General features: G+C 61.4%; 19 protein-coding genes and 6 pseudogenes. 18 read left to right on the top strand and 7 right to left on the bottom strand.

What is annotated here, in order from left to right; genetic code table 11:
• Positions 1–85 precede the first annotated feature (85 nt).
• The 10 genes from Amn_RS05240 to panD all read left to right on the top strand — a co-directional run bounded on the left by Amn_RS05240 (position 86) and on the right by panD (position 10,525).
• The gene (locus Amn_RS05240) at positions 86–1,042 is read left to right on the top strand and encodes an NUDIX hydrolase (protein WP_172352497.1); all 957 of its coding nucleotides are present in this window, start codon (positions 86–88) and stop codon (positions 1,040–1,042) included.
• Positions 1,043–1,106: 64 nt separating this feature from the next.
• Positions 1,107–2,081, top strand: a complete 975-nt coding sequence (gene nadA / locus Amn_RS05235) for a quinolinate synthase NadA (protein WP_286295039.1) — start codon at positions 1,107–1,109, stop codon at positions 2,079–2,081.
• Positions 2,078–3,619, top strand: a complete 1,542-nt coding sequence (locus Amn_RS05230) for an L-aspartate oxidase (RefSeq protein ID WP_286295038.1) — start codon at positions 2,078–2,080, stop codon at positions 3,617–3,619. The genes nadA and Amn_RS05230 overlap by 4 nt, the downstream gene beginning before the upstream one ends.
• A 1-nt stretch (position 3,620) precedes the next feature.
• Positions 3,621–4,502, top strand: coding sequence for a carboxylating nicotinate-nucleotide diphosphorylase (gene nadC, locus Amn_RS05225; RefSeq protein WP_202308799.1), 882 nt, complete (start codon positions 3,621–3,623; stop codon positions 4,500–4,502).
• 503 nt (positions 4,503–5,005) lie between these two features.
• The gene (gene bioB / locus Amn_RS05220; RefSeq protein ID WP_286295037.1) at positions 5,006–6,001 is read left to right on the top strand and encodes a biotin synthase BioB; all 996 of its coding nucleotides are present in this window, start codon (positions 5,006–5,008) and stop codon (positions 5,999–6,001) included.
• Entirely contained in the window at positions 5,998–7,137 is a 1,140-nt protein-coding gene (locus Amn_RS05215) for an 8-amino-7-oxononanoate synthase (RefSeq protein WP_286295036.1), read from the top strand. Before bioB ends, Amn_RS05215 begins: the two co-directional genes overlap by 4 nt.
• On the top strand, positions 7,134–7,769 hold the full coding sequence (gene bioD / locus Amn_RS05210; RefSeq protein WP_286295035.1) for a dethiobiotin synthase: 636 nt from the start codon (positions 7,134–7,136) through the stop codon (positions 7,767–7,769). Before Amn_RS05215 ends, bioD begins: the two co-directional genes overlap by 4 nt.
• Complete coding sequence (locus Amn_RS05205; RefSeq protein ID WP_286295034.1) at positions 7,769–9,034, top strand: adenosylmethionine--8-amino-7-oxononanoate transaminase; 1,266 nt, start codon at positions 7,769–7,771, stop codon at positions 9,032–9,034. The genes bioD and Amn_RS05205 overlap by 1 nt, the downstream gene beginning before the upstream one ends.
• The gene (gene bioZ / locus Amn_RS05200) at positions 9,031–10,014 is read left to right on the top strand and encodes a 3-oxopimeloyl-[acyl-carrier-protein] synthase BioZ (protein ID WP_286295033.1); all 984 of its coding nucleotides are present in this window, start codon (positions 9,031–9,033) and stop codon (positions 10,012–10,014) included. Before Amn_RS05205 ends, bioZ begins: the two co-directional genes overlap by 4 nt.
• A gap of 58 nt (positions 10,015–10,072) precedes the next feature.
• Entirely contained in the window at positions 10,073–10,525 is a 453-nt protein-coding gene (gene panD, locus Amn_RS05195; protein ID WP_010913542.1) for an aspartate 1-decarboxylase, read from the top strand.
• 445 nt (positions 10,526–10,970) lie between these two features.
• Here panD and Amn_RS05190 read toward each other — a convergent pair whose 3' ends face one another.
• Positions 10,971–11,162, bottom strand: a complete 192-nt coding sequence (locus tag Amn_RS05190; protein ID WP_010913541.1) for a hypothetical protein — start codon at positions 11,160–11,162, stop codon at positions 10,971–10,973.
• A 305-nt stretch (positions 11,163–11,467) separates the two neighbouring features.
• Positions 11,468–11,632 (bottom strand): annotated as a pseudogene (locus tag Amn_RS05185) (SDR family NAD(P)-dependent oxidoreductase); the annotation flags it as partial.
• A 162-nt stretch (positions 11,633–11,794) separates the two neighbouring features.
• Between Amn_RS05185 and Amn_RS32715 the strand changes: the two are divergent.
• Positions 11,795–11,926, top strand: a pseudogene (locus Amn_RS32715) (LysR family transcriptional regulator); the annotation flags it as partial.
• Here Amn_RS32715 and Amn_RS05180 read toward each other — a convergent pair.
• The 4 genes and pseudogenes from Amn_RS05180 to Amn_RS05165 form a co-directional block, all read right to left on the bottom strand.
• Positions 11,926–13,131, bottom strand: a pseudogene (locus tag Amn_RS05180) (beta-ketoacyl-[acyl-carrier-protein] synthase family protein); the annotation flags it as partial. The pseudogenes Amn_RS32715 and Amn_RS05180 sit on opposite strands and share 1 nt — an antisense overlap.
• Positions 13,132–13,427: pseudogene (locus tag Amn_RS05175) on the bottom strand (acyl carrier protein).
• 290 nt (positions 13,428–13,717) lie between these two features.
• A complete protein-coding gene (locus tag Amn_RS05170) occupies positions 13,718–15,235 on the bottom strand; it encodes a radical SAM family RiPP maturation amino acid epimerase (RefSeq protein ID WP_286295032.1) in 1,518 nt (505 codons plus the stop codon).
• 41 nt (positions 15,236–15,276) lie between these two features.
• Positions 15,277–15,654, bottom strand: a complete 378-nt coding sequence (locus Amn_RS05165; RefSeq protein WP_199201475.1) for a hypothetical protein — start codon at positions 15,652–15,654, stop codon at positions 15,277–15,279.
• Between the two features lie 104 nt (positions 15,655–15,758).
• Between Amn_RS05165 and Amn_RS05160 the strand changes: the two are divergent.
• A pseudogene (locus Amn_RS05160) lies at positions 15,759–15,964 on the top strand (MFS transporter); the annotation flags it as partial.
• Positions 15,965–16,083: 119 nt separating this feature from the next.
• On the opposite strand, the gene Amn_RS05155 reads toward Amn_RS05160, so the two are convergent.
• Positions 16,084–16,269: a hypothetical protein gene (locus Amn_RS05155; protein WP_202362419.1), complete on the bottom strand. Its 186-nt coding sequence runs from the start codon at positions 16,267–16,269 to the stop codon at positions 16,084–16,086.
• On the opposite strand from Amn_RS05155, the gene Amn_RS05150 reads away from it, so the two are divergent.
• From Amn_RS05150 to groL, 6 genes and pseudogenes are all read left to right on the top strand, one after another.
• Positions 16,181–16,699 (top strand): beta-propeller domain-containing protein, encoded by a 519-nt coding sequence (locus Amn_RS05150; protein ID WP_353622415.1) that lies wholly within the window; start codon positions 16,181–16,183, stop codon positions 16,697–16,699. The two genes, Amn_RS05155 and Amn_RS05150, sit on opposite strands and share 89 nt — an antisense overlap.
• Before the next feature lie 274 nt (positions 16,700–16,973).
• Positions 16,974–18,293, top strand: a complete 1,320-nt coding sequence (gene hemN, locus Amn_RS05145) for an oxygen-independent coproporphyrinogen III oxidase (RefSeq protein WP_010913532.1) — start codon at positions 16,974–16,976, stop codon at positions 18,291–18,293.
• A gap of 325 nt (positions 18,294–18,618) precedes the next feature.
• Positions 18,619–19,431, top strand: coding sequence for an arylamine N-acetyltransferase family protein (locus tag Amn_RS05140; protein WP_010913531.1), 813 nt, complete (start codon positions 18,619–18,621; stop codon positions 19,429–19,431).
• Between the two features lie 268 nt (positions 19,432–19,699).
• A pseudogene (locus Amn_RS05135) lies at positions 19,700–20,191 on the top strand (Tn3 family transposase); the annotation flags it as partial.
• Between the two features lie 364 nt (positions 20,192–20,555).
• Entirely contained in the window at positions 20,556–20,852 is a 297-nt protein-coding gene (gene groES, locus Amn_RS05130; RefSeq protein WP_010913529.1) for a co-chaperone GroES, read from the top strand.
• 65 nt (positions 20,853–20,917) lie between these two features.
• A complete protein-coding gene (gene groL / locus Amn_RS05125; RefSeq protein ID WP_286295021.1) occupies positions 20,918–22,567 on the top strand; it encodes a chaperonin GroEL in 1,650 nt (549 codons plus the stop codon).
• Positions 22,568–22,934 lie beyond the last annotated feature (367 nt).

Here is a 22,934-nt window from a genome sequence, read left to right as displayed (position 1 = left end):
TGGTGTTGACGCGACGGGTGGAATGATAAAGAACAGAACTAAATCGGTTTAGACAGGCGGAGCTCTGCCAAGTAGGTCAGGAACTATGGATCAGGCAAAGGGACCAAGGAAAGGCAGAGTCACAGGCAAGACCAACGACGTCAATGCGGACCTCATCGCAGTCGTCGTTGCCGTGAACGACGCTGGACCTTGTGTTCTGACCATCGAACAGGGGGGCGCCCTTCCCTCGGGCCCGTTTGAGCTCGCTCATCGTTCGCTCCAGTCGGGCCTCAGGGCATGGGTGGAACTGCAGACCGGTCAGCCTCTCGGTTATATCGAGCAGCTCTACACCTTCGCCGATCGCGATCGGATCGGCGCCAACGAGCGCGTGATCTCGATCAGCTATCTCGCACTCACCCGCGAAGAAGATGCGGGCGCCTCGGGCAGGCGCAGCTGGGCCAGCTGGTACGACTATTTCCCCTGGGAGGATCATCGCTCCGGCAGGCCCCCGATGCTGGAAGAATTGTGGCCGCGCCTTATCGAATGGGCGGACGGCGCGGACGACGGCGCGACGCGCTTCGATCGCCGGCGGCGAGCGGCGGTCGCCTTTGCCTTGGACGACCGGGCATGGAACGAAGAGCTAACACTGCAGCGCTACGAGCTGCTGTATGAAGCCGCCCTGGTGGAGGAAGCAAAACGCGGCGGAGATTCGGCCATCCTCGCTCCGGTGCCGGGCAGATCGATGAGCGCCGATCATCGCCGCATTCTGGCAACGGCTATTGCGCGGCTGCGCTCCAAGATCAAATACCGGCCTGTTGTGTTCGAACTGATGCCGCCGCTCTTCACGCTTTTACAGCTACAACGAACCGTGGAGGCGCTCTCCGGCAGGCTCATCAACAAGCCGAACTTTCGCCGGCTCATAGAGCAGCAGGAGCTGGTTGAGAAGACCGGCGCGACGACCGCCGAGACCGGCGGCCGGCCGGCGCAGCTCTACCGCTTCCACCATGCCATTCTAGACGAGAGGCCTGTGGCCGGCACAAAATTGCCGCTCGCACGGGCTTGACACCACTTATAGTCACAACGATTATATAGGCTTTATAATCGCGTTGACTATAACTGGAGGCTCGATGAGCGCCGTCCTGCCTTCGAGCGCCTCACTATACGACCGCGTTCGGCGCGTTATCCCACCGATCGAGTGGCCGCTCTTCGTCGAGGACATCGACGCGATCCAGGAACTGAAGCGACAGCGCAACGCAGTCATCCTGGCGCATAACTACCAGACGCCGGAGATTTTTCACTGCGTGGCTGACATCGTCGGGGACAGCCTGGCGCTGGCCCGCAAGGCCATGACGGTCGATGCCGAAATCATCGTGCTCGCGGGCGTGCATTTTATGGCCGAGACCGCCAAGCTCCTCAATCCGGACAAGACCGTGCTCATCCCGGATCTCGGCGCCGGCTGTTCGCTGGCCGAGTCGATCACCGCCGAAGACGTGCGCCTGATGCGGCAGCGTTATCCGAGCGTTCCAGTGGTAACCTACGTCAACACCTCCGCCGCGGTGAAGGCTGAGTCCGACATCTGCTGCACCTCGGGCAATGCGCTCGCGGTGGTGAAATCGCTCGGCGCGCCGCGTGTGATCATGCTGCCCGATGAATATCTGGCGAAGAACATCGCGGCGCAGACCAAGGTCGAGATCATTGCCTGGAAGGGGCGCTGCGAGGTGCACGAACGCTTCACCGCGGCCGACATCCGCGAGCTGCGTGAGGCCCATCCCGGCATCAGTGTACTTGCCCATCCCGAATGTCCGCCTGAAGTGGTCGCGGAAGCCGACTTCGCCGGCTCGACGGCGGCGATGTCCGACTATGTCGCGCGGCATAGGCCGGCGCGTGTGGTGCTGATGACGGAATGTTCCATGAGCGACAACGTCGCGGTCGAGCATCCGGAAGTAGATTTCGTGCGCCCATGCAATCTGTGCCCGCATATGAAGCGCATCACGCTCGCCAACATCCGGACCGCGCTCGAGGAGAACCGCCACGTCGTCACGATCGATCCTCATGTCGCTGAACGGGCCCGCTGGGCTGTGGAACGCATGCTCTTTGTATGACGGCGGACATCCATCACATTGGCGGAGCGCCGGTCATCATCGGCGCTGGTATCGCCGGGCTCATGACGGCGCTACACTTGGCGCCGCAACCAGTCGTCCTTCTGTCAAGGACCTCGCTCGGAACCGAAGCCTCGAGCATTCTAGCCCAGGGCGGGCTCGCAGCGAGTCTGGGGGAGGACGACAGCCCCGACTTGCACCTCGCCGATACGCTTGCTGCCGGCGATGGGCTTTGCGACGAACAAATGGCCAGGAGGGTGGTAGAGGCCGTACCTCAAGCCGTCGAGAACCTTATTCGTCTTGGTGCTCCTTTCGACCGGTCGCTAGACGGGAGGCTACGGCTGGGCCTGGAAGCGGCGCATTCGCGTCGCCGCATCGTGCACGCCGCCGGCGACGCAACTGGCCGCGAGTTGTTTCGGGCGCTACTCGGCGTGGCGCGGCGAACCCGTTCGATCACGATCATGGAAGGCATGACAGCGCTTCGCTTGGTTGTCGCGGAGGGCAGCATTGTTGGCTTGCTGACTGTCCTGCATGGCGCCGTGTTCGCATTGCCCACACGCCGCGTGGTGCTGGCGACCGGTGGGATAGGCGGCCTGTTTTGCGATACAACCAATCCGCTCTCCTCATTCGGGCACGGCCTGGCGCTGGCAGCCTGTGCTGGAGCGGAACTAGCCGATCTCGAATTCGTGCAATTCCACCCGACGGCCCTCGACATTGCGCGCCGGCCAATGCCGCTTGTCAGCGAAGCAGTGCGTGGCGAAGGCGCGGTGCTGATCGATGAGCACGGCCATCGCTTCCTGGCAGACACGCCCGGGGCAGAACTCGCATCGCGCGATGTGGTCGCGCGGGCGATCTCCGATCAGCTCGCCGCCGGGCATGGCGTCTATCTCGATGCCCGACATTGTCTCGGGCAGAAATTCGCAAGACGCTTTCCGGCAATCGACGCTATTTGCAAGCATGCCGGCATCGATCCGGCGGTGGAACCCATTCCCGTGCGGCCCGCTGCTCACTATCACATGGGCGGCGTGGCCGTTGACGCCGAGGGGCGAACTTCCGTTAGCGGCCTGTGGGCCTGTGGCGAAGTCGCATGCACAGGACTGCATGGCGCCAACCGGCTTGCCAGCAACTCGCTGACCGAAGCGGTTGCAACCGCCGCCTGGGTGGCTGAAAGCGTCGCAGCTACCTCTGCGGGTGGGCAGTGGCCTAGGCTTCCGGCAACTGTTCCCATCCGGCCCGACCCTTCACCTATTCGCCCAATTGTGTCCGATGCGCTTGGCATTGTTCGGAATGGGAAATCATTGTGCGACACGGTCGCGACACTGCTGCCGATCTCTGTTTGCGAGACGGCCGCGGCCGATCCGGCCCTGGTGGCATTGTTGATGGCGATCGCCGCCCTTCGGCGCGAGGAGAGCCGCGGCTCCCACTTTCGATCCGATTTCCCCGGGCGCGATCCCGCCGCCCTCCCCTCACGATTGACGCTCTGCACAGCTTTTGAGAATGCCGTCACGCTCAGATGGCAAGCATCCGAACGGAGCCGTTGACATGACTTCACTTGCACCACTTCCCCAGATCATCATGGAGCCCATCGTGCGTTCTGCCCTGCTTGAAGACCTGGGCAGAGCCGGCGACATCACGAGCGATGCGATCATCCCCGCCGATTTCAAAGCGACGCTGGCGTTGAATGCCCGGCAGGCAGGCGTTGTTGCCGGGCTCGACTTGGTCATGTTTGCCTTCCTGCTGGTCGATCCCGGGATCAGCATCCAGCTGCGGTGTCCTGAGGGCGGCAAGGTCTCGGCCGGCCAGACCATCGCGATCGTAAACGGGCCGGCGCGCAGCCTGCTGACGGCGGAGCGGACGGCGCTCAATTTCTTATGCAAACTCAGCGGCATCGCGACGGCAACGGCTACGCTCGTAAACGCGGTGAGGGGCAATAACGCAAAAATCGTGTGCACACGCAAAACGACGCCCGGCCTGCGTGTCCTGGAAAAGTATGCGGTACGAGTGGGCGGCGGTGCCAATCACCGCTTCGCGCTCGACGACGCCGTGCTGATCAAGGACAACCACATCGCCATTGCCGGCGATATCCGCACCGCAATCGAGCGGGCGCGCAGCGCCATCGGTCACATGGTCAAGATCGAGGTCGAGGTCGACAGGCTGGACCAGTTGGAGATCGCGCTTACAGCGGGTGTCGACGCCGTGCTCCTCGACAACATGTCGGTCGAGGACCTTACGCAGGCTGTGGCTATGGTCGGTGGCCGCGCGATCACCGAGGCTTCGGGCCGGGTGACGCGGGCGAGCGCCGGGGCAATTGCGGCGACAGGCGTCGACCTCATATCGGTCGGCTGGCTTACCCACAGCGCGCCCATCCTCGACATTGGTCTCGACATGCCGGCCGACCGAAATTGCAACAGGCATCTGAACTGATGGAGAGGACATGAACCGGGATCGCAGGAACTCCTTTGGTCGCAGGCTAACCTGCGTCAGCACGTCCCAGGTTCCACCAACAGCCGACGCAAGCCTTCTCGGCGCCAGGCGACACGCTTCAACAACGGAGGCGGGAGGGACGGACCAGCAAGGCACAGAAAGCCGCGTCGCAGCCCTTGGCGTCATCATCTGCCGACTCGACGAGATGCGCCAGTTGGCGGCCTCTCACGGGCTGGAACTTCTGGGTTATCTGCTGGACGTCGCCTTCACCGAATCCTGCGACGCGATCAGAAAGGAGCATTCCTGTGCTCAGAGTAATATAACGGAAACCGTAATCCCCACGGATGACGTGAGTTGAGCCTGCGGGCAGCAGTTGGAGAGTCCGCTCAAGAGCGCCACCAGTCGCGTTTCGATAGAAGACTTCCCGCTGGCATGCGCCTGGTCTTCAGCATCCACTGCAACGTTCCAGGTCAAGGACGGAAGATTATGGAGAACAAGATTTTATGAACGAACTCAGCCCAGACCTGACCTCGGATCCAATCGGTTGGGCGCTTCCCCCTTGGACGCGAGCGGAAGCCCAAGCGCTCCACGACGCGCCATTCAACGACCTTTTGTTTCAGGCGCAGACCGTTCACCGGCAGAACTTCGATCCCAACAAGGTCCAGCTGAGCCGGCTTCTCTGCATCAAGACCGGCGGATGCCCGGAGGATTGCGGCTATTGCAGCCAATCGGCACATCACGAAAGCGGGTTGAAGGCGTCAAAGCTGATGGAGGTCCGGCGCGTCATCGCCGAGGCGACCAAGGCACGCGATGCCGGCGCCACCCGCTATTGCATGGGCGCGGCCTGGCGAAACCCGAAGGCGCGCGACATGGACGCGGTGGTGGCGATGGTCGAGGGTGTCAAGGCACTCGGCATGGAGACCTGCATGACGCTCGGCATGCTCGATCTTGAGCAGGCCGCTCGTCTGAAACAGGCCGGTCTCGACTACTACAACCACAACATCGACACCTCCGAGCGCTATTACTCAGAGATCATCTCGACCCGCACGTTTGCCGACCGGCTGGATACGCTCGCCAATGTCCGCGACAGCGGCATTAAGGTCTGTTGCGGCGGCATTGTCGGCATGGGCGAAGAGCCGGTGGACCGGATCGACATGCTGGTGACGCTGGCCAACCTGCCGGAGCATCCCGAAAGCGTTCCGATCAACATGCTGATCCCGATCGAGGGCACCCCGCTGGCCGAGGCCAAACCCATCGAGCCGATCGAATTCGTGCGCGTGATCGCGCTGGCCCGCATCATGATGCCGAAGTCGCACGTGCGTCTTTCCGCCGGCCGCACCGCCATGACCGATGAAATGCAGGCGCTGTGCTTTTTTGCCGGCGCCAACTCGATCTTCGTCGGCGACACACTGCTGACGGCGGACAATCCCGGCGAAGACAAGGATACTCTGCTGTTCCAGCGTCTCGGCATCGAGCCGATGGAAATCGGCACGCAATGAACGGGGCACCGCTTGCCCGCTATGACGCCACCCTGCAGGGACTGGCGCGCAAGGACCGGCTGCGGACGCTGTCGCCGCGCGCCGGACTCGATTTCTCGTCGAACGACTATCTCGGGCTTGCCGCTTCGAGGAGGCTAGGCGACGCGGTTGCCGCGGCGATCGCGCAGGGCACGCCGGTCGGCGCGACCGGATCGCGGTTGTTAAGGGGCAACGCGCCGGAACATGAGCAACTAGAGGCAGACGCTGCCGCGTTCTTCGGCGCCGAACGCGCGCTGTTCTTCAGCGGCGGCTATATCGCCAACTTCGCTCTGCTGACGACGCTGCCGCAAAAGGGCGACCTCTTGATCCTCGACGACCTTGCTCATGCCAGTATGCATGAGGGGGCCCGCGCTGGCCGCGCCGAGTTCAAGCTCGCCGCGCATAACGACATCGATGCTGTCGAGGATGCGATCACCCGCTGGCGCGCCGAAGGCGGCATGGGCCGCATCTGGATCGCGGTCGAAAGCCTCTACAGCATGGATGGCGACCGCGCCCCGATGGCCCGCCTTATCGCGCTTGCCGATCGGCACGAGGCATTCCTCGTCGTCGACGAGGCGCATGCCACCGGCATCTGGGGACCGAACGGCCGCGGGCTGGCCGCCGCTTTCGAGGGCCGCGACAACACTGTCGCACTTCACACATGCGGCAAGGCGCTCGGCGCGTCCGGCGCACTGGTCACCGGGCCGGGAACGCTATGCGACTATCTCGTCAACCGCTGCCGGCCATTCATCTACGCCACCGCGCCGTCGCCTCTGATGGCGGTGGCAGTGCGCGAAGCGCTGGCCATGCTGTCCGACGAGCCCCAACGCCGTGTCCAGCTGCAGGAGCGCGTAGCCTTCGCGGGCCGCCAATTGGCCGAGCGCTGCGGCGTGAAGCCCAGCGGCTCGCAGATCCAGTCCTTTGTCATCGGCGACAACAGGCGCACCATGGCGGTGGCGGCGGCGCTGCAGACGCGCGGCTTCGACATACGCGGCATTCGTCCGCCGACCGTACCCGAGGGCACATCGCGACTGCGCATTTCGCTGACGCTCAACGTCGACGAAGCCGACATTTCGGCCATGCTCGAGGCGCTCGTCGAGGTGCTGGCCTCGACATGACCAAGCGCATCGTCATCACCGGAACAGATACCGGAATCGGCAAGACGGTGTTTTCGGCGGGATTGGCCGGCTTCCTCAACGGCTTCTACTGGAAGCCGGTGCAGTCGGGCCTCGACGGCGAGACCGACAGCGAGGTTGTTGCGCGGCTTGCCGGCCTTCCGCCGGGGCGCGTGCTGCCGGAAGTGTATCGCCTGAAGGAGCCGCTGTCGCCGCATCGTTCGGCCGAACTCGATGGCGTCGCGATAGACGTGGCAAGGCTCTCGCTTCCGGACTTGCCGGGTCCGCTCGTCATCGAAGGTGCCGGGGGACTGATGGTGCCGCTCAATCGGCGCACCAAGTTCATCGACATATTCGCGCAGTGGCGGGTGCCGGTCATCCTGTGCGCCCGTACCAAGCTCGGCACGATCAACCACACCCTGCTGTCGATCGAGGCGCTCAGGGCCCGTTCCATCCCGCTCATCGGCATTGCCTTCATCGGCGACGAGGTGGCCGATACGCAGAGAACAATCGTGGAATTCAGCGGCGTGCGCCAGCTTGGCAGGCTGCCGCACATCGATCCGCTGACGAGCGGGACGCTGAGGGAAGCGATGATTGCCGGCTTCGACCTCACAGCAATCGCGGGAGGCGAATGATGTCGCAGTCTCAAGTCTGGCATCCCTTCACCCAGCACGCGCTCGAGCTCGCCATCCCTGAAATCGTCCGGACGGAAGGCGCCTACCTCCACAAGGCCGACGGCACGCGCATCCTGGATGCCATTTCCTCCTGGTGGGTCGTCACCCACGGCCACCGCCATCCCCGCATCATCAAGGCCATCGAGACGACCGCGGCGAGCCTCGACCAGATCATCTTCGCCGGCTTCACGCACGAGCCGGCCGAACGTCTGGCCAAGGCGCTTGTCGGTCTCGCTCCTTCCGGCCTCGACTGGGTGTTCTATTCCGACAGCGGCTCGACCTCAGTCGAAGTCGCGTTGAAGATGGCGCTCGGCTATTTCCGCAACATCGACGCGCCGCGCTCGCGCTTCGTCGTCATGGAGCACAGCTATCATGGCGACACCATCGGGACGATGAGCGTCGGTGCCCGTGGCGCGTTTAACGCCGCCTACGAACCTTTGCTGTTCGAGGTCGACACCATCCCCTTCCCGGCCGCGGGACGCGAACAAGAGACGCTGGATCGGTTCGAGGCAGTTGCCCGCGACCGGCGCGCGGCCGCGCTGATCGTCGAACCGCTCGTGCTAGGCGCCGGCGGCATGCTGATGTATCCGGCCTGGGTTCTGGCCGAATTGAAGAAGATCGCAGAAACCTCCGGCACGTTGCTGATCGCCGATGAAGTAATGACCGGCTGGGGGCGGACCGGAACCATGTTCGCCTGCGAGCAAGCGTCCATTTCTCCGGACATCCTATGCACGTCGAAGGGCTTGACCGGTGGCGCGATCCCTTTGGCGGCCACGCTCGCCACCGATGCCATCTTCCAGGCCCATTATTCCGAAGACCGTAAGAAAACCTTCTTTCATTCGAGCTCATACACCGCCAATCCGATTGCCTGCGCGGCAGCACTCGCCAATGTCGAGATCTGGCGCGACGAGCCGGTGGCCGAGCGGGTCGCGGCTTTGAGCGCGAAGCAGGCCGCCGGGCTGCAACGCTTCCGGGACAACCCATATTTCACCGACTGCCGAGCCACTGGCACGATCGCTGCCCTCGACCTGCGCACCGGCTCAGCCGGCTATCTCGCCGAGATTGGTCCGAAACTGCGCGCGTTCTTCCTCGAGCGCGGCCTGCTTGTTCGTCCGCTCGGCAATGTCCTCTATCTTCTCCCGCCCTATTGCATCACCGGCGGCGAGTTGGACGCACTCTACGACGCGATCGAGGAGGCCGCCGAACGCTTCGGGTCTAGGCCATGAGCAAGTCGTCGCGCATTCTCGGGTTCGGTCATCATACGCCTGGGCGCAAGGTGGCGAATGCCGAGATCGAGAACAATCTCGGCCTCGAGCCGGGCTGGATCGAAAGGCGTACCGGAATCCGTTCGCGCTTCTGGGCAACGGACGGAGACACGCTGTCCGGCCTTGCCACGCAGGCTGGCGAGATGGCGCTGGCGAACGCCGGTATTGACCGCAGCGACATCGGCCTGCTGTTGCTCGCCACCTCGACGCCTGATCACCTTCTGCCGCCGAGCGCACCCCTGGTCGCCCATCGGCTGGGACTGACACGCGCGGGTGCGATCGATCTGACCGGCGCCTGCGCCGGCTTCATCTATGCCCTGATGTTCGCGGACAGCTTCACCCGCCTGCATGGCAAGGCGACCCTTGTGATTGCCGCCAACATCCTCAGCCGTCGCATCAACCCGGCCGAGCGCGCCAGTGCCGTGCTGTTTGCCGATGCCGCCGGCGCCGTGGTGATCGGTCCCTGCGAGGATCCCGACCGGGGCATCCTCGGCGCCTCGGTGGATTCGGACGGCTCGCGCTACGGGCTGATCCAGATCCCGGCGGGCGGAAGCAACGTCCCGTTCCAAAGTGGCCTGGATCTCGGGCAAACCCGAATGACGATGATCGACGGCCGCGAAGTGTTCGCCAGGGCCGTGGACATGATGACTGCATGTTCAAAGGACGCGCTCGCCGCAACCCGAACGCAGCCGCAGGACATCGATCGGTTCGTGCCGCACCAGGCCAATGCCCGCATTTTCGATGCGGTCGGGCGAAACCTCGGCATCGCCGATGAAGCGATCGTCAAGACGATCGCCGAGTATGGCAACTCTTCCGCCGCGACGATCCCGCTTTCGCTGTCGCTCGCCCATCGGGCGGCGCCGTTCCGGCCGGGGGAGAAGGTTCTTCTGGCGGCCGCGGGTGCGGGTCTTAGCGGCGGTGCGCTCGTCGTTGGAATTTAGCCGCGCGAACCGAACTGCCAAGACTGACCTTGAACGATGAATACAGGGACAACGACCAATGCGAAAACTAGTCGCCGGCAAGCTGCACGGCATCCACGTCACAGAAGCGAACCTCAACTACCATGGTTCGATAACGCTCGACCCCGACCACTGCGAGGCAGCCGGGATCCTGCCGATGGAATTCGTGGAGATATGGAACAAGAATTCCGGTGCGCGGATTTCGACCTATGTCATCCTCGGCGAGCGCGGCTCACGGTGCTGCATCCTCAACGGAGCGGCGGCTCGCACCTGTCAGCCCGACGACCCGATTATCGTCTGCAACTCCATCTACCTGGACGAAGCGCATATCACTTCGCTGAAGCCGCGCATCGTCACGTTCGACCAGGATAACCACATACTCGACCGCCTGAGCTACTCCGTCGATATTGACACAGACGGCCGTTACAGTTTCGCCATTCTTGACGAGGCGGATGAGCCTTTGGTCATTCCTGCCCTGGTCTCCGGGGCGTGAGCCGCGCTCCACAGATGTGCGAGCCTCGGCACTGAAGAGCGTCTGGTCTAAGACTCGACGAAGTTGCTGATGCTCAGCTTCGAAAGGCTGATGCCCACCACGCCTTGGGCACCGTGGGCCTTCGTGGGATGGCGCAATGTCTCGCAGCTGCTGATCCGCGAACAGCGGTTTGCATGTCTGACCCTTGTCTCAGGTTACTTGCGGTGGCGGCTTGCAAATTCTTGCTGCTTTCTCAAGCGCCGCGGCCGGGTCCTTGACGACCTGGCTTTTCATGATCTTTGCCGCCGTGTCGATCAAGCAGGCTACCGTCTTCCGCATCGGCAGCGGTGCCAACCATCATCGCGAATATGGCTAGCCGAACGGCCGCAAGCAGCATTGAGGTGGGCCTTCGGCAAGTGTTTCCCACCGGCGCCAAGGCTCACCAGCCATCCGACGCCTGATCCGGTTACATATCAGGTTCGTCGATCGGTGGCTTGGCAGCAAGACCGAGCCTGGCTCGTTGGCCATCGGCGTAATTTTCGGCGGGAAACTGTGTCTTGAACCGAAGAACTGTCAGTTTGCCGTCCTCGACAATATGAACAACCCATCCCCCACCACAACGCTTGACGCGCACGTCATTAGGTTCGCCAGCCACCATTGCTGCCCCTCATTTTCGTCGCCCTTGGGCTGAGACTGGAAGTCGTTCCCGCACATCGGAAAACATAGGACCTTACGTAACGTCAAGCCCCGATTTTGGGATAGCCGATGCCTTGTCGATTTCAGGGTGACGGCGATTCTGGTCCGCAACGTCCGTGAGTGCTCAAATCGATTTAGATGCGCAGATTTGCATGTTAATTCAGCCTTGTTATCCACAGCTAATGTGAATGGGAACGCGTATTCAGTCCGAGATTACCTCTGCAAAAAATCTGCCGCTCTGGTGCCTCAGCGCGATCACCCGGCAATCGCCGGAAACAGTCTTGTCCGCCCGCCAAGCTCGGCAGCCAACATCTCGAGCTTTTCGACACGCGTGCCGTGCAGGCCGACGGTTGCGCCCTGCGCGTGCAGCGTCCGCGCCACGGCCTCGCCGATTCCACCACTTGCTCCGGTGACGAGCGCGTTGCGGCCGGTCTTCCACGGAAGCGGTCACTGGCGGCCATGCGCCTTTCAGATATTATCGGATACAGCTTTGGACAGGCCATCGAGCCGAACTCGAAGGGCTCGCTTAACCTTCCGGGTAGCGGTACGTCGACGTCGCTTCAACAGTTGAGAATTTTGCAAAAGATGGGGCCCCGGCTTGTCCAGCTTCCGCTGCCACTTGGCGCATTCACCGAGGCGGTCCAAGGGCACGTCCTTCACAATCGTGATCCGGCAAGCATTTGGAAACGAGAGATAGAGTTACTGGAGGCATCTCGCATGCCTTCTACTTGCTTGAACGCCAGAACTGCGTTCATGCCGCCCATGGCGAAAGCGTTGCTCAGTGCCACGCGCACCTTGCGCTCGCGCGCCACATTGGGCGTGACGTCGAGATCGCAATCGGGGTCTGGCTCGCGATAGTTCGCGGTCGGCGGCCACAATGCCCTCCTGGATCGCCATCACGGAGGCGATCATTTCAAGTGCGCTCGCTGCGCCCAGGCAATGCGCGTACATGGACTTGGTGGACGAGACAGACATCGAATAGGCATAGTCTCCGAAGACGCGCTTGATCGCCGCCGTCTCAGTCTGATCGTTGGCCTTGGTGCCGGTGCCGTGGGCGTTTAGGTAGTCCACGTCCTCCGCATTCAGCCCGGCGTCGGCAAGGCAAGCGCGGATCGCGGCCTCCGGCCCCTCGACAGACGGCGCGACGATGTGGAAGGCGTCGCCGGAAAGGCCGATGCCTGCGATCTCGGCAAGGATTGTGGCACCGCGCACGGCGGCATGCTCATAGCTTTCCAGCACGGCCATGCCCGCACCCTCGCCTATCACCACTCCCTTCCTGTCGGCGGAGAAGGGCCGGCACGTATCTGGAGCGAGCGCGCGCATTGCTTCCCATGCCTTCATCTGAAGGCATACGAGCGGCGCTTCGGCGCCTCCGGCAAGCATCACGTCGGCCCGGCCGAGCTTGATCTGATCCGCGGCCGAAGCGATCGCATGGTTGGCTGATGCGCATGCGGAGGCGATGGCAAAGACCGGGCCGCGCAGGCCGAGACTCATGCTGACCTGGCTGGCAGCGGCGCTCGGCAACCCCCTTGGTGCAGTGTAAATGCCAGCACGCTTCGCGCCGCCCAAAAGGAGGTCACGGTAGGTTTCTTCGACCGTTCCCCAGCCCCAGCCGCAGACGCCCACTGTCGCGCCGAAGCGATACGGATTTCCCTTATCGCAGGAAAGTCCGGCGTGCTGCATGGCTTCACGCGCTGCAAGCACAGCGAGCAAGCTGTGGCGGTCCATGGAGACGAGCTGGTTGCGGCCGATGTCGTGCTGGGGCAGCTCCTTGATCTCGGTACCGACAGTCCCCTTCATCTCATGAAGCGCGGAAGTGACCATCGGGCGGATGGCGGAGCGACCTTCGCGCATCTCTTTCCAGATAGAGGCGGCGTTGTTGCCTAGCCGCAAAGCCCCCCTATCCCAGTAATGACGACTCGCCTGTCCAATCAGACCTCCTTCGCGAGCAAACCGCGGACGGCTTCCACCATGTCGCCGACATTCTTGAGATTCGACCAGGCGTCAGCCGCGTCATGTCGATCTTGATGTCGTAGGCCTGCTCCACATCCCAGAGGAGATCCGCCAGACCCAGCGAATCGACTCCGAGCGAGGTCAGTTCCGTGGCAGTCGTTATTTCGCCGATGGTGGACACACTCTCGCCGCTTTCCGATTCGACGCGGTTCCCTGTTGCGCCGCTTTCGGTCGCGTGGCTCAGGGGCTTCGCAGCCCCGCCGGGAATGGTCATCAGCCGCTTCACGCCTTCATCCGCGAGAGCCGAGCGGGCAACATCGCGTTCGATGACCTGGAGGTGGGACCAGATGATCCGTGAGGGGAACGCCACGCCGGCCTGGCTCGCCAATGACTTCAATGCCAACCGTCGGCATAGAGCGGTCCGGTAAGCTTGGCGCCATTGTCATTGGCGAAGCCTTCGGCGAGCACCTCGATTTCGTCGAGGCCGGCCGCGATAGCCCGCTTCACCCGAGCGGGACGCAGGGCAGTGGCGTTGCGGACAAAAAAGCCCGCGGCCCGCGCCCGTCATCCCGTTTTGCCAAGCGAAATGTCGTCGAGGTCCTCTTCGATCACCCCAGCCGCGTATAGCTGATCGAGCAAGTCGGCGACTGCAAGGACGCTCGCTCCGTCCGTGGCCCGCATAATCAGCTCCGAGGCTGTACAGTTCCCGCTCGCGATTAGATGGCCAATGGGAATCGGAACCACCCCGTCGAGCACTCGATGCTCACTGTTGCGTGAGCGGAGATGGAAGCAGTGGTCCCCTGCCTCGTATTGCAGGTCTCCGCGGAAGCGAATTGGCCGGTTGGGAGGGGGGCTTTCGAGCATATTCTCGTCGATGATGCTATCGAGACCTTCCAGGAACTCGTCGGGCGTGCTGAAGAAACGTTGAGCCACGATTCGGCACCCAAGAGGCCAGCGTTCGCTACCCGGTACCGGCGTCACCAGTTGTAAACGTCCCTGCCGCATGTTCACGAGAAAGCCAGAAACACAGGCGATTGTCGTGGGACAGCCCTCCGGCACGGCGATTGCGGCGTCTTTGCCGGCTGCCCTGAGTTTCTCCTTCCGCGCTCGTGCGCGCCCGGTGAAAGCCTTTGCGGTCGGCCCGTCCTTGCCCTGCAAGATGAGTTCGACCCCCATCAGGTCCTCGGGCGAAAACGCCGCGTGTATCTGATTAAGATGGTCCGTGCTTAGCACTGAGAAACGATTGGTCACGCGACCGTAGCGTTCGAACAGTTCGAGCACGCGGTTGGTGAGTGCCTGATCCTTGAGCGGGGCCGCCGTCGTCGTTTGTGGCAATTCGCCCGTGATCTGATGGTAGTCGAACAGAAAACGGTCGTACTCCGGGTTGTCGATCGGGTCTGTGGCCCAGTAACAGAAGCCAGTGCGGACTGCCGAACCAAACATTTCGCTCGCCGCACGGAGCACGCCGCGCCAAACCTCTGCATGCTCCTCAGTGTATTCATAGTAACCTTTGAAGGTACCCGCCGAGAGGCCACAGAACCAGCAACCGACGGTGCAGCCTTCGCTCAGCTCGAAAGCGATGACAGAGTGCGCGATTGACGGCGCCAATTCGCCCATTTCGTCGTTACAGCGCCGGATTTGGCGCTCGCGCCAGGCATGAAAGCGAGGATTGATAGTCGACATTTCGCCTTGGCCGCGCAGGAGGTCGCGATGGCGCAACATCTCCCGCGTATACTCATCCCACATCATAGCCAGCGGCCACGGGGCAGACTCCGGCTTGAAGCGATACTTCAGGTAGTCACCGCACCAGAGCGGCAGCATCTCCATTGGGTCAACTTCGATGCCGTATCGCGCGGTCACTATCCGAGGGTTGTCGAGGTTCTCGGAAAGCGCCGTACGGAATTTCCCATCACCGGCCAGCCGCTCCATGAAGCGCTTGATATGTGACAAACTGCGCCGTTCCTTAGGCGTGCGCCGATCAAAAATCTGCCGCCAGCGTTCGCTCCGAGGGTAGAGATGAGCCCTTGCAGCGGTCCCTTGTCCGCCTGATGGCATTATCTCGTTGACAAGCTTTGCGATCATGTTCTCTTCAGACCGGCTCCTTCGAGCCAATGCGATCAGAGCTAGCTCGCGACAGCTACAACTATCACAACAACGACAACGACCGCGACCGCTGCAGTTTTTCCATCGACTTTAACAGGGCTCATGGACGTACACGGAGCGCAATTAGCCAACGCATTGGTGTGTACAAGGCTGGTCAAGGTCGAAACACTCGAACCACCCTTGCGGCCCGCAGTCGCGCGAAGCTTCTTGCTATTTGGTTTTTCTCGGCTGTTCGATCGGATAAAACCTTTAACCTCGTCGAGTGTGATGTTGTAGTCGAGGTCCTTTGCAAATTCTACAATCGATGCAAGCCCTCCAGCACGCCGTTTGAGGTTTTCAAGCGGACTGCCTTTTTTTCCCAACTCGTTGATGAATCGCTCTACGTCAGCTCGCGCCATAGCTAATTCCCGCCTCTGCTCAGTGTCCGAGCTATCCAGCCATCTCGCTCTCACAAGCGATCGGCTGATGTACCAGCAAGCTCCGTACCAACCTCACATCTCTGATTTTCGGCTTGGCCAGCATTTCCATACTGGCGCTGCTCCCTCTCGTCGTCCGGAATCAATTGAAGAGCGGACGGATCGTCTACGGCATTTTATTGGCGGCTTCGGCACCGGTGCTTTCATCGCGGGCATGAGCAACGGCTACCTGAGGCGAATCACGTCTCAAAACAAGCTGGTGGCGTTCGCCTCTGTCGCTTGGGCAGCATGCTCCCAAGCGACAAGCGTGTCGCGCTTGCGACAATTACGGTGCGACTTATCCTAGACGGCCGCCCACCGCCCCAGAATAATCCATTGAATTCAAGCGTGTCTTACTGGCACAGCTCTTGCCTAGAAGAGGCGAAGCGGTTCATTTCCATCGCTTCGGCTACGTTTTTCGAGGCTTTCGAAAGAGCTAACCATCAGCAGTACATCTATGAACAGCTTAATGACGGCGACGGCCTTAGCTACGGCGACCGCCATGACGGCTTCCGCCCAGCCCCAGATGACCACCATCGCCAAGGCGATCGGTTCCAACCCCAACGAGGCTCCTAACGATGCCACCGACCCCCGCGCCTATCTGAACGAGGTCGACGACGTCGAGGCGATGACCTGGGTCAGGGCGCATAACCTATCGACCGTCAATAAGCTGTCGAAAGATCCGCGCTACAGAGAATACCAAGCCGACATTCTGAAGATCCTACAGGCCACCGATCGTATTGCTTCGCCCGGCCTTGCGCAAGGCGACATGATCGACAACTCTAGCAGGACGGGACGCACGTGCAAGCCTTGTGGCGGCGTGCGAACTGGGAATCCTACAGGTCAGGCAAGCCGCAATGGCGCACCATCCTCGATGTCGATGCACTGTCCAAGGCCGAGGGCAACCTGCAGGGATACGCCCGCCGTTACGCCCTCGAATACACCCACATGTCTCAAAAACTCATGGACAATAGTGCGCAAGCCTTAGGACCGTGTGGATTGAAGCGAGATGAAGCCGGCGGCGAGGGCGGAGACGTGGCGCGCACTACGGGTGGAATCGAACACCTGCACCAGATGCGCCGACCAAATCCGCCCTTCGCCAACAGCGCCCCAATAAAGCGCACCCGTGCGCGCTTCCATGGAGACTATTGTACACAGGCTAATTGGCACGACGGAAATACAAGTTGCGCCGCGACAGTTGAAGATCAGAGACATAGGAGAGCGCGGCAGGTATGGAGCTAACATCAAGATGAGAAACGGCTATGCTACAGACAAAACATAGCGAGGCGTGCCTGCCTTGGTATTTCAATTATCCAACTGCACCGCAGTTCTCCGCAGCGATCGGCGCGGAGGCCTATGGGGAATGGCTCGGCGGCCTATCGGCTAACGATCCCGTATCGCTCTATATCCATATTCCGTTCTGCCGGTCGATGTGCTGGTATTGCGGCTGCCCTACTACCATCACCCAGCGGGACCCGCCGAACCAAAATTACGTGGCGGCGCTGCGCGGCGAGATCCATTTGGTCTCAGAGCTAACGCCGCAGGCGCTGCCCGTGAGCGACGTGCACTTTGGCGGCGGAACGCCCACGCTCCTTGAGCCAACGGAATTCCTCGCCTTGACGGAGCTTCTACGCCGCCGCTTCGCGTTCAGGCAAAAGACCGCCATCGCCGTCGAGATCGATCCGCGCACGTTCACCGCGGAGATGGCCGAAGCCTTAAGTGCAGCCGGGGTGAACCGCGCGAGCCTCGGCGTGCAAAGTTTCGACCCCAGTGTTCAAAAAGCGATCAATCGTATCCAGAGTGTAGAGCAGACGGCGACTGCCGTCGAAAACCTGCGCCAGCAGGGAATAAACCGCATTAACATCGATCTCATCTACGGTCTTCCCAATCAGACGATGCAGTCCTGCGTCCAGACCGCCACGGTGGCGGTGGCGATGCGCCCGCAGCGGATTGCCGTGTTCGGATACGCTCACACGCCGTCTTCTAATAAACATCAGCGCCTCATCGAAAAGGCAGGACTACCGGACAGCGCTGCCCGCGCCGAACAAGCTGCGGCCGTCGCCGAGACGCTGGTTGCTGCCGGCTACCGAGAGATTGGGGTCGACCACTTCGCCTTGCCGGACGACGAGCTCGCATTGGCTCAGAAAACCGGTCGCCTGCGGCGCAACTCCCAAGGTTACTCTGCCGACACCTGCAAAACCCTGATCGCCTTTGGTGCGTCGGCTATCGGGCGTGTTGGAGAGGGTTACGTCGAGAACGCAGGCGCGCTGGAGGCCTATAGTCAGCATATCGCAGCTGGTCGCTTGGCAACGTCGAAGGGCTACCGTCTCATCGGCGAAGACCGCGTCCGAGGCGCAATCATCGAGCGACTGATGTGTGATCTCGAGGCCGACGTACCGGCAATCTGTGCCGCCCACGGATTTGATTGGACCCATTTTCTCGATTCAGCTGAGCGCTTGGCGATGCTGGCCGACGACGGGATAGTGGACGTCGAGAATGGCTTCATCCGCGTGCGGCATGGCCATCGCATTTTGCTTCGCTCTGTTGCTGCCGCGTTCGACGCTTATCTCGACCAATCGTAGTGAGCCACAGCGAGTCACCATGAGCGGAGGCCTGAGAAGGTCGACTGTTGCAATCCGCTGTGGATCGGAAGTCCTTTGTGTACCCGTTTTTGCAGCACCGTGATGTTCAGTGCCCTGTACGAGCAATGCCCGCGTTTCCGGATCACGAGGGGTATTTGCAGCGCTCGAACCGCCGCTTTGGTTCAGTGCGAACACGAGGAATGGTCGGCATGTTCACTTCTATAGGGGGAGATGGCCACCTTACTCTGCTCCGTGAACCCTGGGACGTCATCGCGCTTTCGGCAGGCGTTCAACGAATACGAATCCTAAGTGTTAAGGACATCCCATGGCATTCAATATTGCGATCTATCTGAATCGTATCGGCCTTGCTCGAGTGCCGACAACGGTCGACGGTCTTGTTGCCCTTCAGCAGGCTCAAATGCGCGCGATTCCCTTTGAAAACATCGATGTGCTGTTGGGTGATATACCCAATCTGACTGAGAATTCGATCTGGGCCAAACTGATCAATGCCCGGCGAGGGGGGTATTGCTTCGAATTGAACAAGTTGTTTGGCTTGGCGCTCGAAGCACTCGGTTTCACGATCCAGCCCATCCTTTGCAGAGTGCGTATGGGTGCTGCGGAGGGTGGGCCACGCACACACCAGGCATTCATCTTAACCATCGAGGGCGTCGACTGGCTCGCCGACGCTGGCTTCGGTGGTCCAGCACCGATTGCACCGCTACGGATCGATACAGAGGAACTGCAAACAGCTGGCCGTGACGTGTTTCGCCTGCGAGCTGACTCCGCCAGCGGAGAACTCGTCGTTGAACGCAAGAACGGGAATGAATGGTTCCCTCTTTATGGTTTCGATCGAGCCACCGCCTTGCCCTCAGATTTTGAGGGCGCCAACTTCATCTGCGCTCGCTGGGACCGTTCGCCGTTTCCATCCAGCCTCATGATGAGCGTGCTGACAGCCGAAGGGCCTGCGAACTTGTTCAACAAGGATTTCAGCTTGATTCGGAACCAAATTGAGGAAACAGAAACCCTCAAAACGAAGAGCGAACTGCAGCGAGTCTTGTCCGATGTTTTTCGGCTGCACCTTCCTCGGTCCACGATTGATTCGTTGTGGGAAAAGCTTGGGTCGCGTGGACGGGTATAGGAAAGAAGGCCGTCAAGCCTTGCACTGCGGCGGTTTTCAGCAGTCGGATTTGCCCTTTTTGCAGGCACCGTGTGTGGCATCACTCGAAGCCCCATACGTAAATGACCCTGCTCGCTTAAGACCGCTCACCAGCCGTCAGCGGTGGCAGCCAATCGGCAGCTCTAACCATGATCTCCGAATTGGAAAGGTGAGCGTCGGTTACGGTGTCGCCACAAGCGATCAAGCATACCAGTCGACCCAGCATCAGGCTGCGCTGCCGTGTCCACCGCGCGCTACTAGCGCTCACCAGATCGGCTGGATGAGAACCTTCCATGCCCGGTCGGAGACCTATCGCGCGGCGCAAGCATGCATCACCGATGCGCACACCCGGCATCCACATTCTCGATTTTGGGGCAATGGAACGACCGCGTCATCCGATGGGCAGTTCTTTCGCGCGAGCGACCGAGCGGCGAAGCGCGGCGACGTCAATCTGCACTATGGCAGCGAGCCGGGCTCGAAGTTCTATAGCCATCTGTCAGATCAGTACGGCTACTTCAGCATCCTGCCGATCAGCCCGACCGAAAGCGAGGCAGCCTATGTGCTCGATGGGCTGTTCGACCAGGACACGATCCTCGACATCCAGGAACACTTCACCGATACGGGCGGCGCGAGCGATCACGTCTTCGGGCTGTTTGCCCTGATCGGCAAACGCTTCGCGCCGCGACTACGCAACCTCAAGGACCGGAAGTTCCGCACGTTCTCCGAAGCGATGAGCGCTCCTTTTGGCGATGCAACCCGAGGTTAGGGATGAATTGCAAAAGGCTCAAGACTGTTCGGCTGGCCGTCGATTCCGGCCGACTGCTCGGCCGTTAATTTCACATAATTTCACATTCCAAATAAGACACAAAAGTCGGCCCAAAGCTTACGGCCGAAACGCGCGTAGGCAGTGGGATTGCGCCGTAAATGGGGGTCCGGCTTCCGCGCCGATTCCACATCTTTTGCCCTCCGGTCCGTCCCCCCGCCCGTCTTGACTAAGTACGAACCTACAGCCTATCTCACGATCATCTTAGCACTCCCCAATAGCGAGTGCTAACCACCCTCCGGCAACGGAGAACCTTTCAACCTGCGCACCAGGGATAGTAAAAATGGCACAGTCGAATTTGCGGCCGCTTCATGACCGCGTGGTCGTTCGCCGAGTCGAATCCGAATCCAAGACCGCCGGCGGGATCATCATACCCGACACGGCAAAGGAAAAGCCGCAGGAAGGCGAGATCATCGCCGTCGGTTCCGGCGCCCGCGACGAAGCCGGCAAGCTCGTTCCGCTGGACGTCAAGGCCGGCGACCGCATCCTGTTCGGCAAGTGGTCGGGCACCGAAGTCAAGCTCAATGGCGAAGACCTTCTGATCATGAAGGAAGCCGACATCATGGGCATCATCGGCTAACACGCCGCTGCCTTTCATCCGTACCATACAATCTGAATTTCGGGCGAAATGCCCAGGAGTACAAAATGGCTGCCAAAGACGTAAAATTCTCCCGTGACGCCCGCGAGCGCATGCTGCGCGGTGTCAACATCCTCGCCGACGCGGTGAAGGTGACGCTCGGCCCCAAGGGCCGCAACGTCGTTATCGACAAGTCGTTCGGCGCCCCGCGCATCACCAAGGACGGCGTCACCGTCGCCAAGGAAATCGAGCTTGAAGACAAGTTCGAAAACATGGGCGCACAGATGGTCCGCGAAGTTGCTTCGAAGACCAACGACATCGCCGGTGACGGCACCACGACCGCAACCGTTCTGGCGCAGTCGATCGTCCAGGAAGGCCACAAGGCGGTTGCCGCCGGCATGAACCCGATGGACCTGAAGCGCGGCATCGACCTCGCGGTTAGCGACGTCGTCTCGACGCTGATCAAGAACGCCACGAAGATCAAGACCTCGGAAGAGGTTGCCCAGGTCGGCACAATCGCCGGCAATGGCGACGAGTCGGTCGGCAAGATGATCGCGGAAGCGATGCAGAAGGTCGGCAACGAAGGCGTCATCACGGTTGAGGAAGCCAAGACCGCCGAGACCGAACTCGAAGTCGTCGAAGGCATGCAGTTCGACCGCGGCTATCTCTCGCCCTACTTCGTCACCAACGCCGACAAGATGGTTGCCGATCTCGAGGACGCCTACATCCTGCTGCACGAGAAGAAGCTCTCGAACCTGCAGGCGATGCTGCCGGTTCTCGAAGCCGTCGTGCAGACCTCGAAGCCGCTGCTCATCATCTCGGAAGACGTCGAAGGCGAGGCCCTGGCCACGCTGGTCGTCAACAAGCTGCGCGGCGGCCTGAAGATCGCCGCCGTCAAGGCGCCGGGCTTCGGTGATCGCCGCAAGGCCATGCTGGAAGACATCGCCATCCTCACCGGTGGCCAGGTCATCTCGGAAGACCTCGGCATCAAGCTCGAGAACGTCGGCCTTGACATGCTCGGCCGCGCCAAGAAGGTGTCGATCTCCAAGGAGAACACCACCATCGTAGACGGTGCCGGCAAGAAGGAAGAGATCCAGGGCCGCGTCGCCCAGATCAAGCAGCAGATCGAGGAGACCACCTCGGACTACGACAAGGAGAAGCTGCAGGAGCGTCTCGCCAAGCTCGCGGGCGGCGTTGCGGTGATCCGCGTCGGCGGTGCGACGGAAGTCGAAGTCAAGGAAAAGAAGGACCGCGTTGACGATGCGCTGAACGCGACACGCGCAGCCGTCGAAGAAGGCATCGTTCCCGGCGGCGGCGTTGCCCTGCTGCGCGCTTCGCTGAGCATCAACGCTGTCGGCGCAAACTCCGACCAGACCGCTGGCATCAGCATCGTGCGTCGTGCGCTGCAGGCTCCGGCCCGCCAGATCGCGGCCAACGCCGGTGCGGAAGCCTCGATCGTTGCCGGCAAGATCCTTGAGAACAAGGGCGCGACCTTCGGTTTCAACGCCCAGACCGGCGAATATGGCGACATGATCGCCATGGGCATCGTCGATCCGGTCAAGGTCGTGCGCACGGCTCTCCAGGACGCGGCCTCGGTCGCCGGCCTGCTGGTCACCACCGAAGCCATGATCGCGGAGGCTCCGAAGAAGGAGTCGGCTGGCGGCGGCGGCATGCCCGGCGGCATGGGCGGCGGCGGCATGGGCGGCATGGATTTCTAATCTAGCCTCTATCAGCTTTCGGATACCGAGAGGGCGGCACCGACGCCGCCCCCTTTTTTTTGGGACGGAGCCGGTCGGAAAAGGTTTGGGCTCGCGTGATATTGTCGTGCGCGCGCCTACACGGCCACACTACATCGTCGCAGTGGAGCTTTCGGGTGGCGAACTGAACAAACATGGCTTTGTGCGCGACTATCAAGACTTAGCAGCGCTTAAGCCACTACATCGATGGCACGTTCGACCATGGCGGTCGGTTTTCGATATGCCTGATATGAGCGGCCGTGGAAGCCGCTCAAAGAATGATACCGCAGTGCTGTTGCCAACGTCGGCGATTTCGATGATCGACTCCGCCTATGCCAGCTCTTCACGA

It is taken from the genome of Aminobacter sp. Y103A (assembly GCF_030294925.1).
Taxonomy (GTDB): domain Bacteria; phylum Pseudomonadota; class Alphaproteobacteria; order Rhizobiales; family Rhizobiaceae; genus Aminobacter; species Aminobacter ciceronei.
The sequence above is the reverse complement of the archived record's forward strand: the minus strand, read 5'-3'. Positions and strand labels throughout refer to the sequence as shown.

Bases quoted from the DNA above. Each gene is read 5' to 3' on its own strand.
- groES (WP_010913529.1), top strand. From the start codon at position 20,556: ATGGCACAGTCGAATTTGCGGCCGCTTCATGACCGCGTGGTCGTTCGC.
- hemN (WP_010913532.1), top strand. From the start codon at position 16,974: ATGCTACAGACAAAACATAGCGAGGCGTGCCTGCCTTGGTATTTCAAT.
- bioZ (WP_286295033.1), top strand. From the start codon at position 9,031: ATGAGCAAGTCGTCGCGCATTCTCGGGTTCGGTCATCATACGCCTGGG.
- nadA (WP_286295039.1), top strand. From the start codon at position 1,107: ATGAGCGCCGTCCTGCCTTCGAGCGCCTCACTATACGACCGCGTTCGG.
- Amn_RS05170 (WP_286295032.1), bottom strand. From the start codon at position 15,235: ATGATCGCAAAGCTTGTCAACGAGATAATGCCATCAGGCGGACAAGGG.
- groL (WP_286295021.1), top strand. From the start codon at position 20,918: ATGGCTGCCAAAGACGTAAAATTCTCCCGTGACGCCCGCGAGCGCATG.
- Amn_RS05240 (WP_172352497.1), top strand. From the start codon at position 86: ATGGATCAGGCAAAGGGACCAAGGAAAGGCAGAGTCACAGGCAAGACC.
- Amn_RS05215 (WP_286295036.1), top strand. From the start codon at position 5,998: ATGAACGGGGCACCGCTTGCCCGCTATGACGCCACCCTGCAGGGACTG.
- Amn_RS05150 (WP_353622415.1), top strand. From the start codon at position 16,181: ATGACGGCGACGGCCTTAGCTACGGCGACCGCCATGACGGCTTCCGCC.
- Amn_RS05230 (WP_286295038.1), top strand. From the start codon at position 2,078: ATGACGGCGGACATCCATCACATTGGCGGAGCGCCGGTCATCATCGGC.
- nadC (WP_202308799.1), top strand. From the start codon at position 3,621: ATGACTTCACTTGCACCACTTCCCCAGATCATCATGGAGCCCATCGTG.
- Amn_RS05190 (WP_010913541.1), bottom strand. From the start codon at position 11,162: ATGGTGGCTGGCGAACCTAATGACGTGCGCGTCAAGCGTTGTGGTGGG.
- Amn_RS05140 (WP_010913531.1), top strand. From the start codon at position 18,619: ATGGCATTCAATATTGCGATCTATCTGAATCGTATCGGCCTTGCTCGA.
- bioB (WP_286295037.1), top strand. From the start codon at position 5,006: ATGAACGAACTCAGCCCAGACCTGACCTCGGATCCAATCGGTTGGGCG.
- Amn_RS05205 (WP_286295034.1), top strand. From the start codon at position 7,769: ATGTCGCAGTCTCAAGTCTGGCATCCCTTCACCCAGCACGCGCTCGAG.
- Amn_RS05165 (WP_199201475.1), bottom strand. From the start codon at position 15,654: ATGGCGCGAGCTGACGTAGAGCGATTCATCAACGAGTTGGGAAAAAAA.
- panD (WP_010913542.1), top strand. From the start codon at position 10,073: ATGCGAAAACTAGTCGCCGGCAAGCTGCACGGCATCCACGTCACAGAA.
- bioD (WP_286295035.1), top strand. From the start codon at position 7,134: ATGACCAAGCGCATCGTCATCACCGGAACAGATACCGGAATCGGCAAG.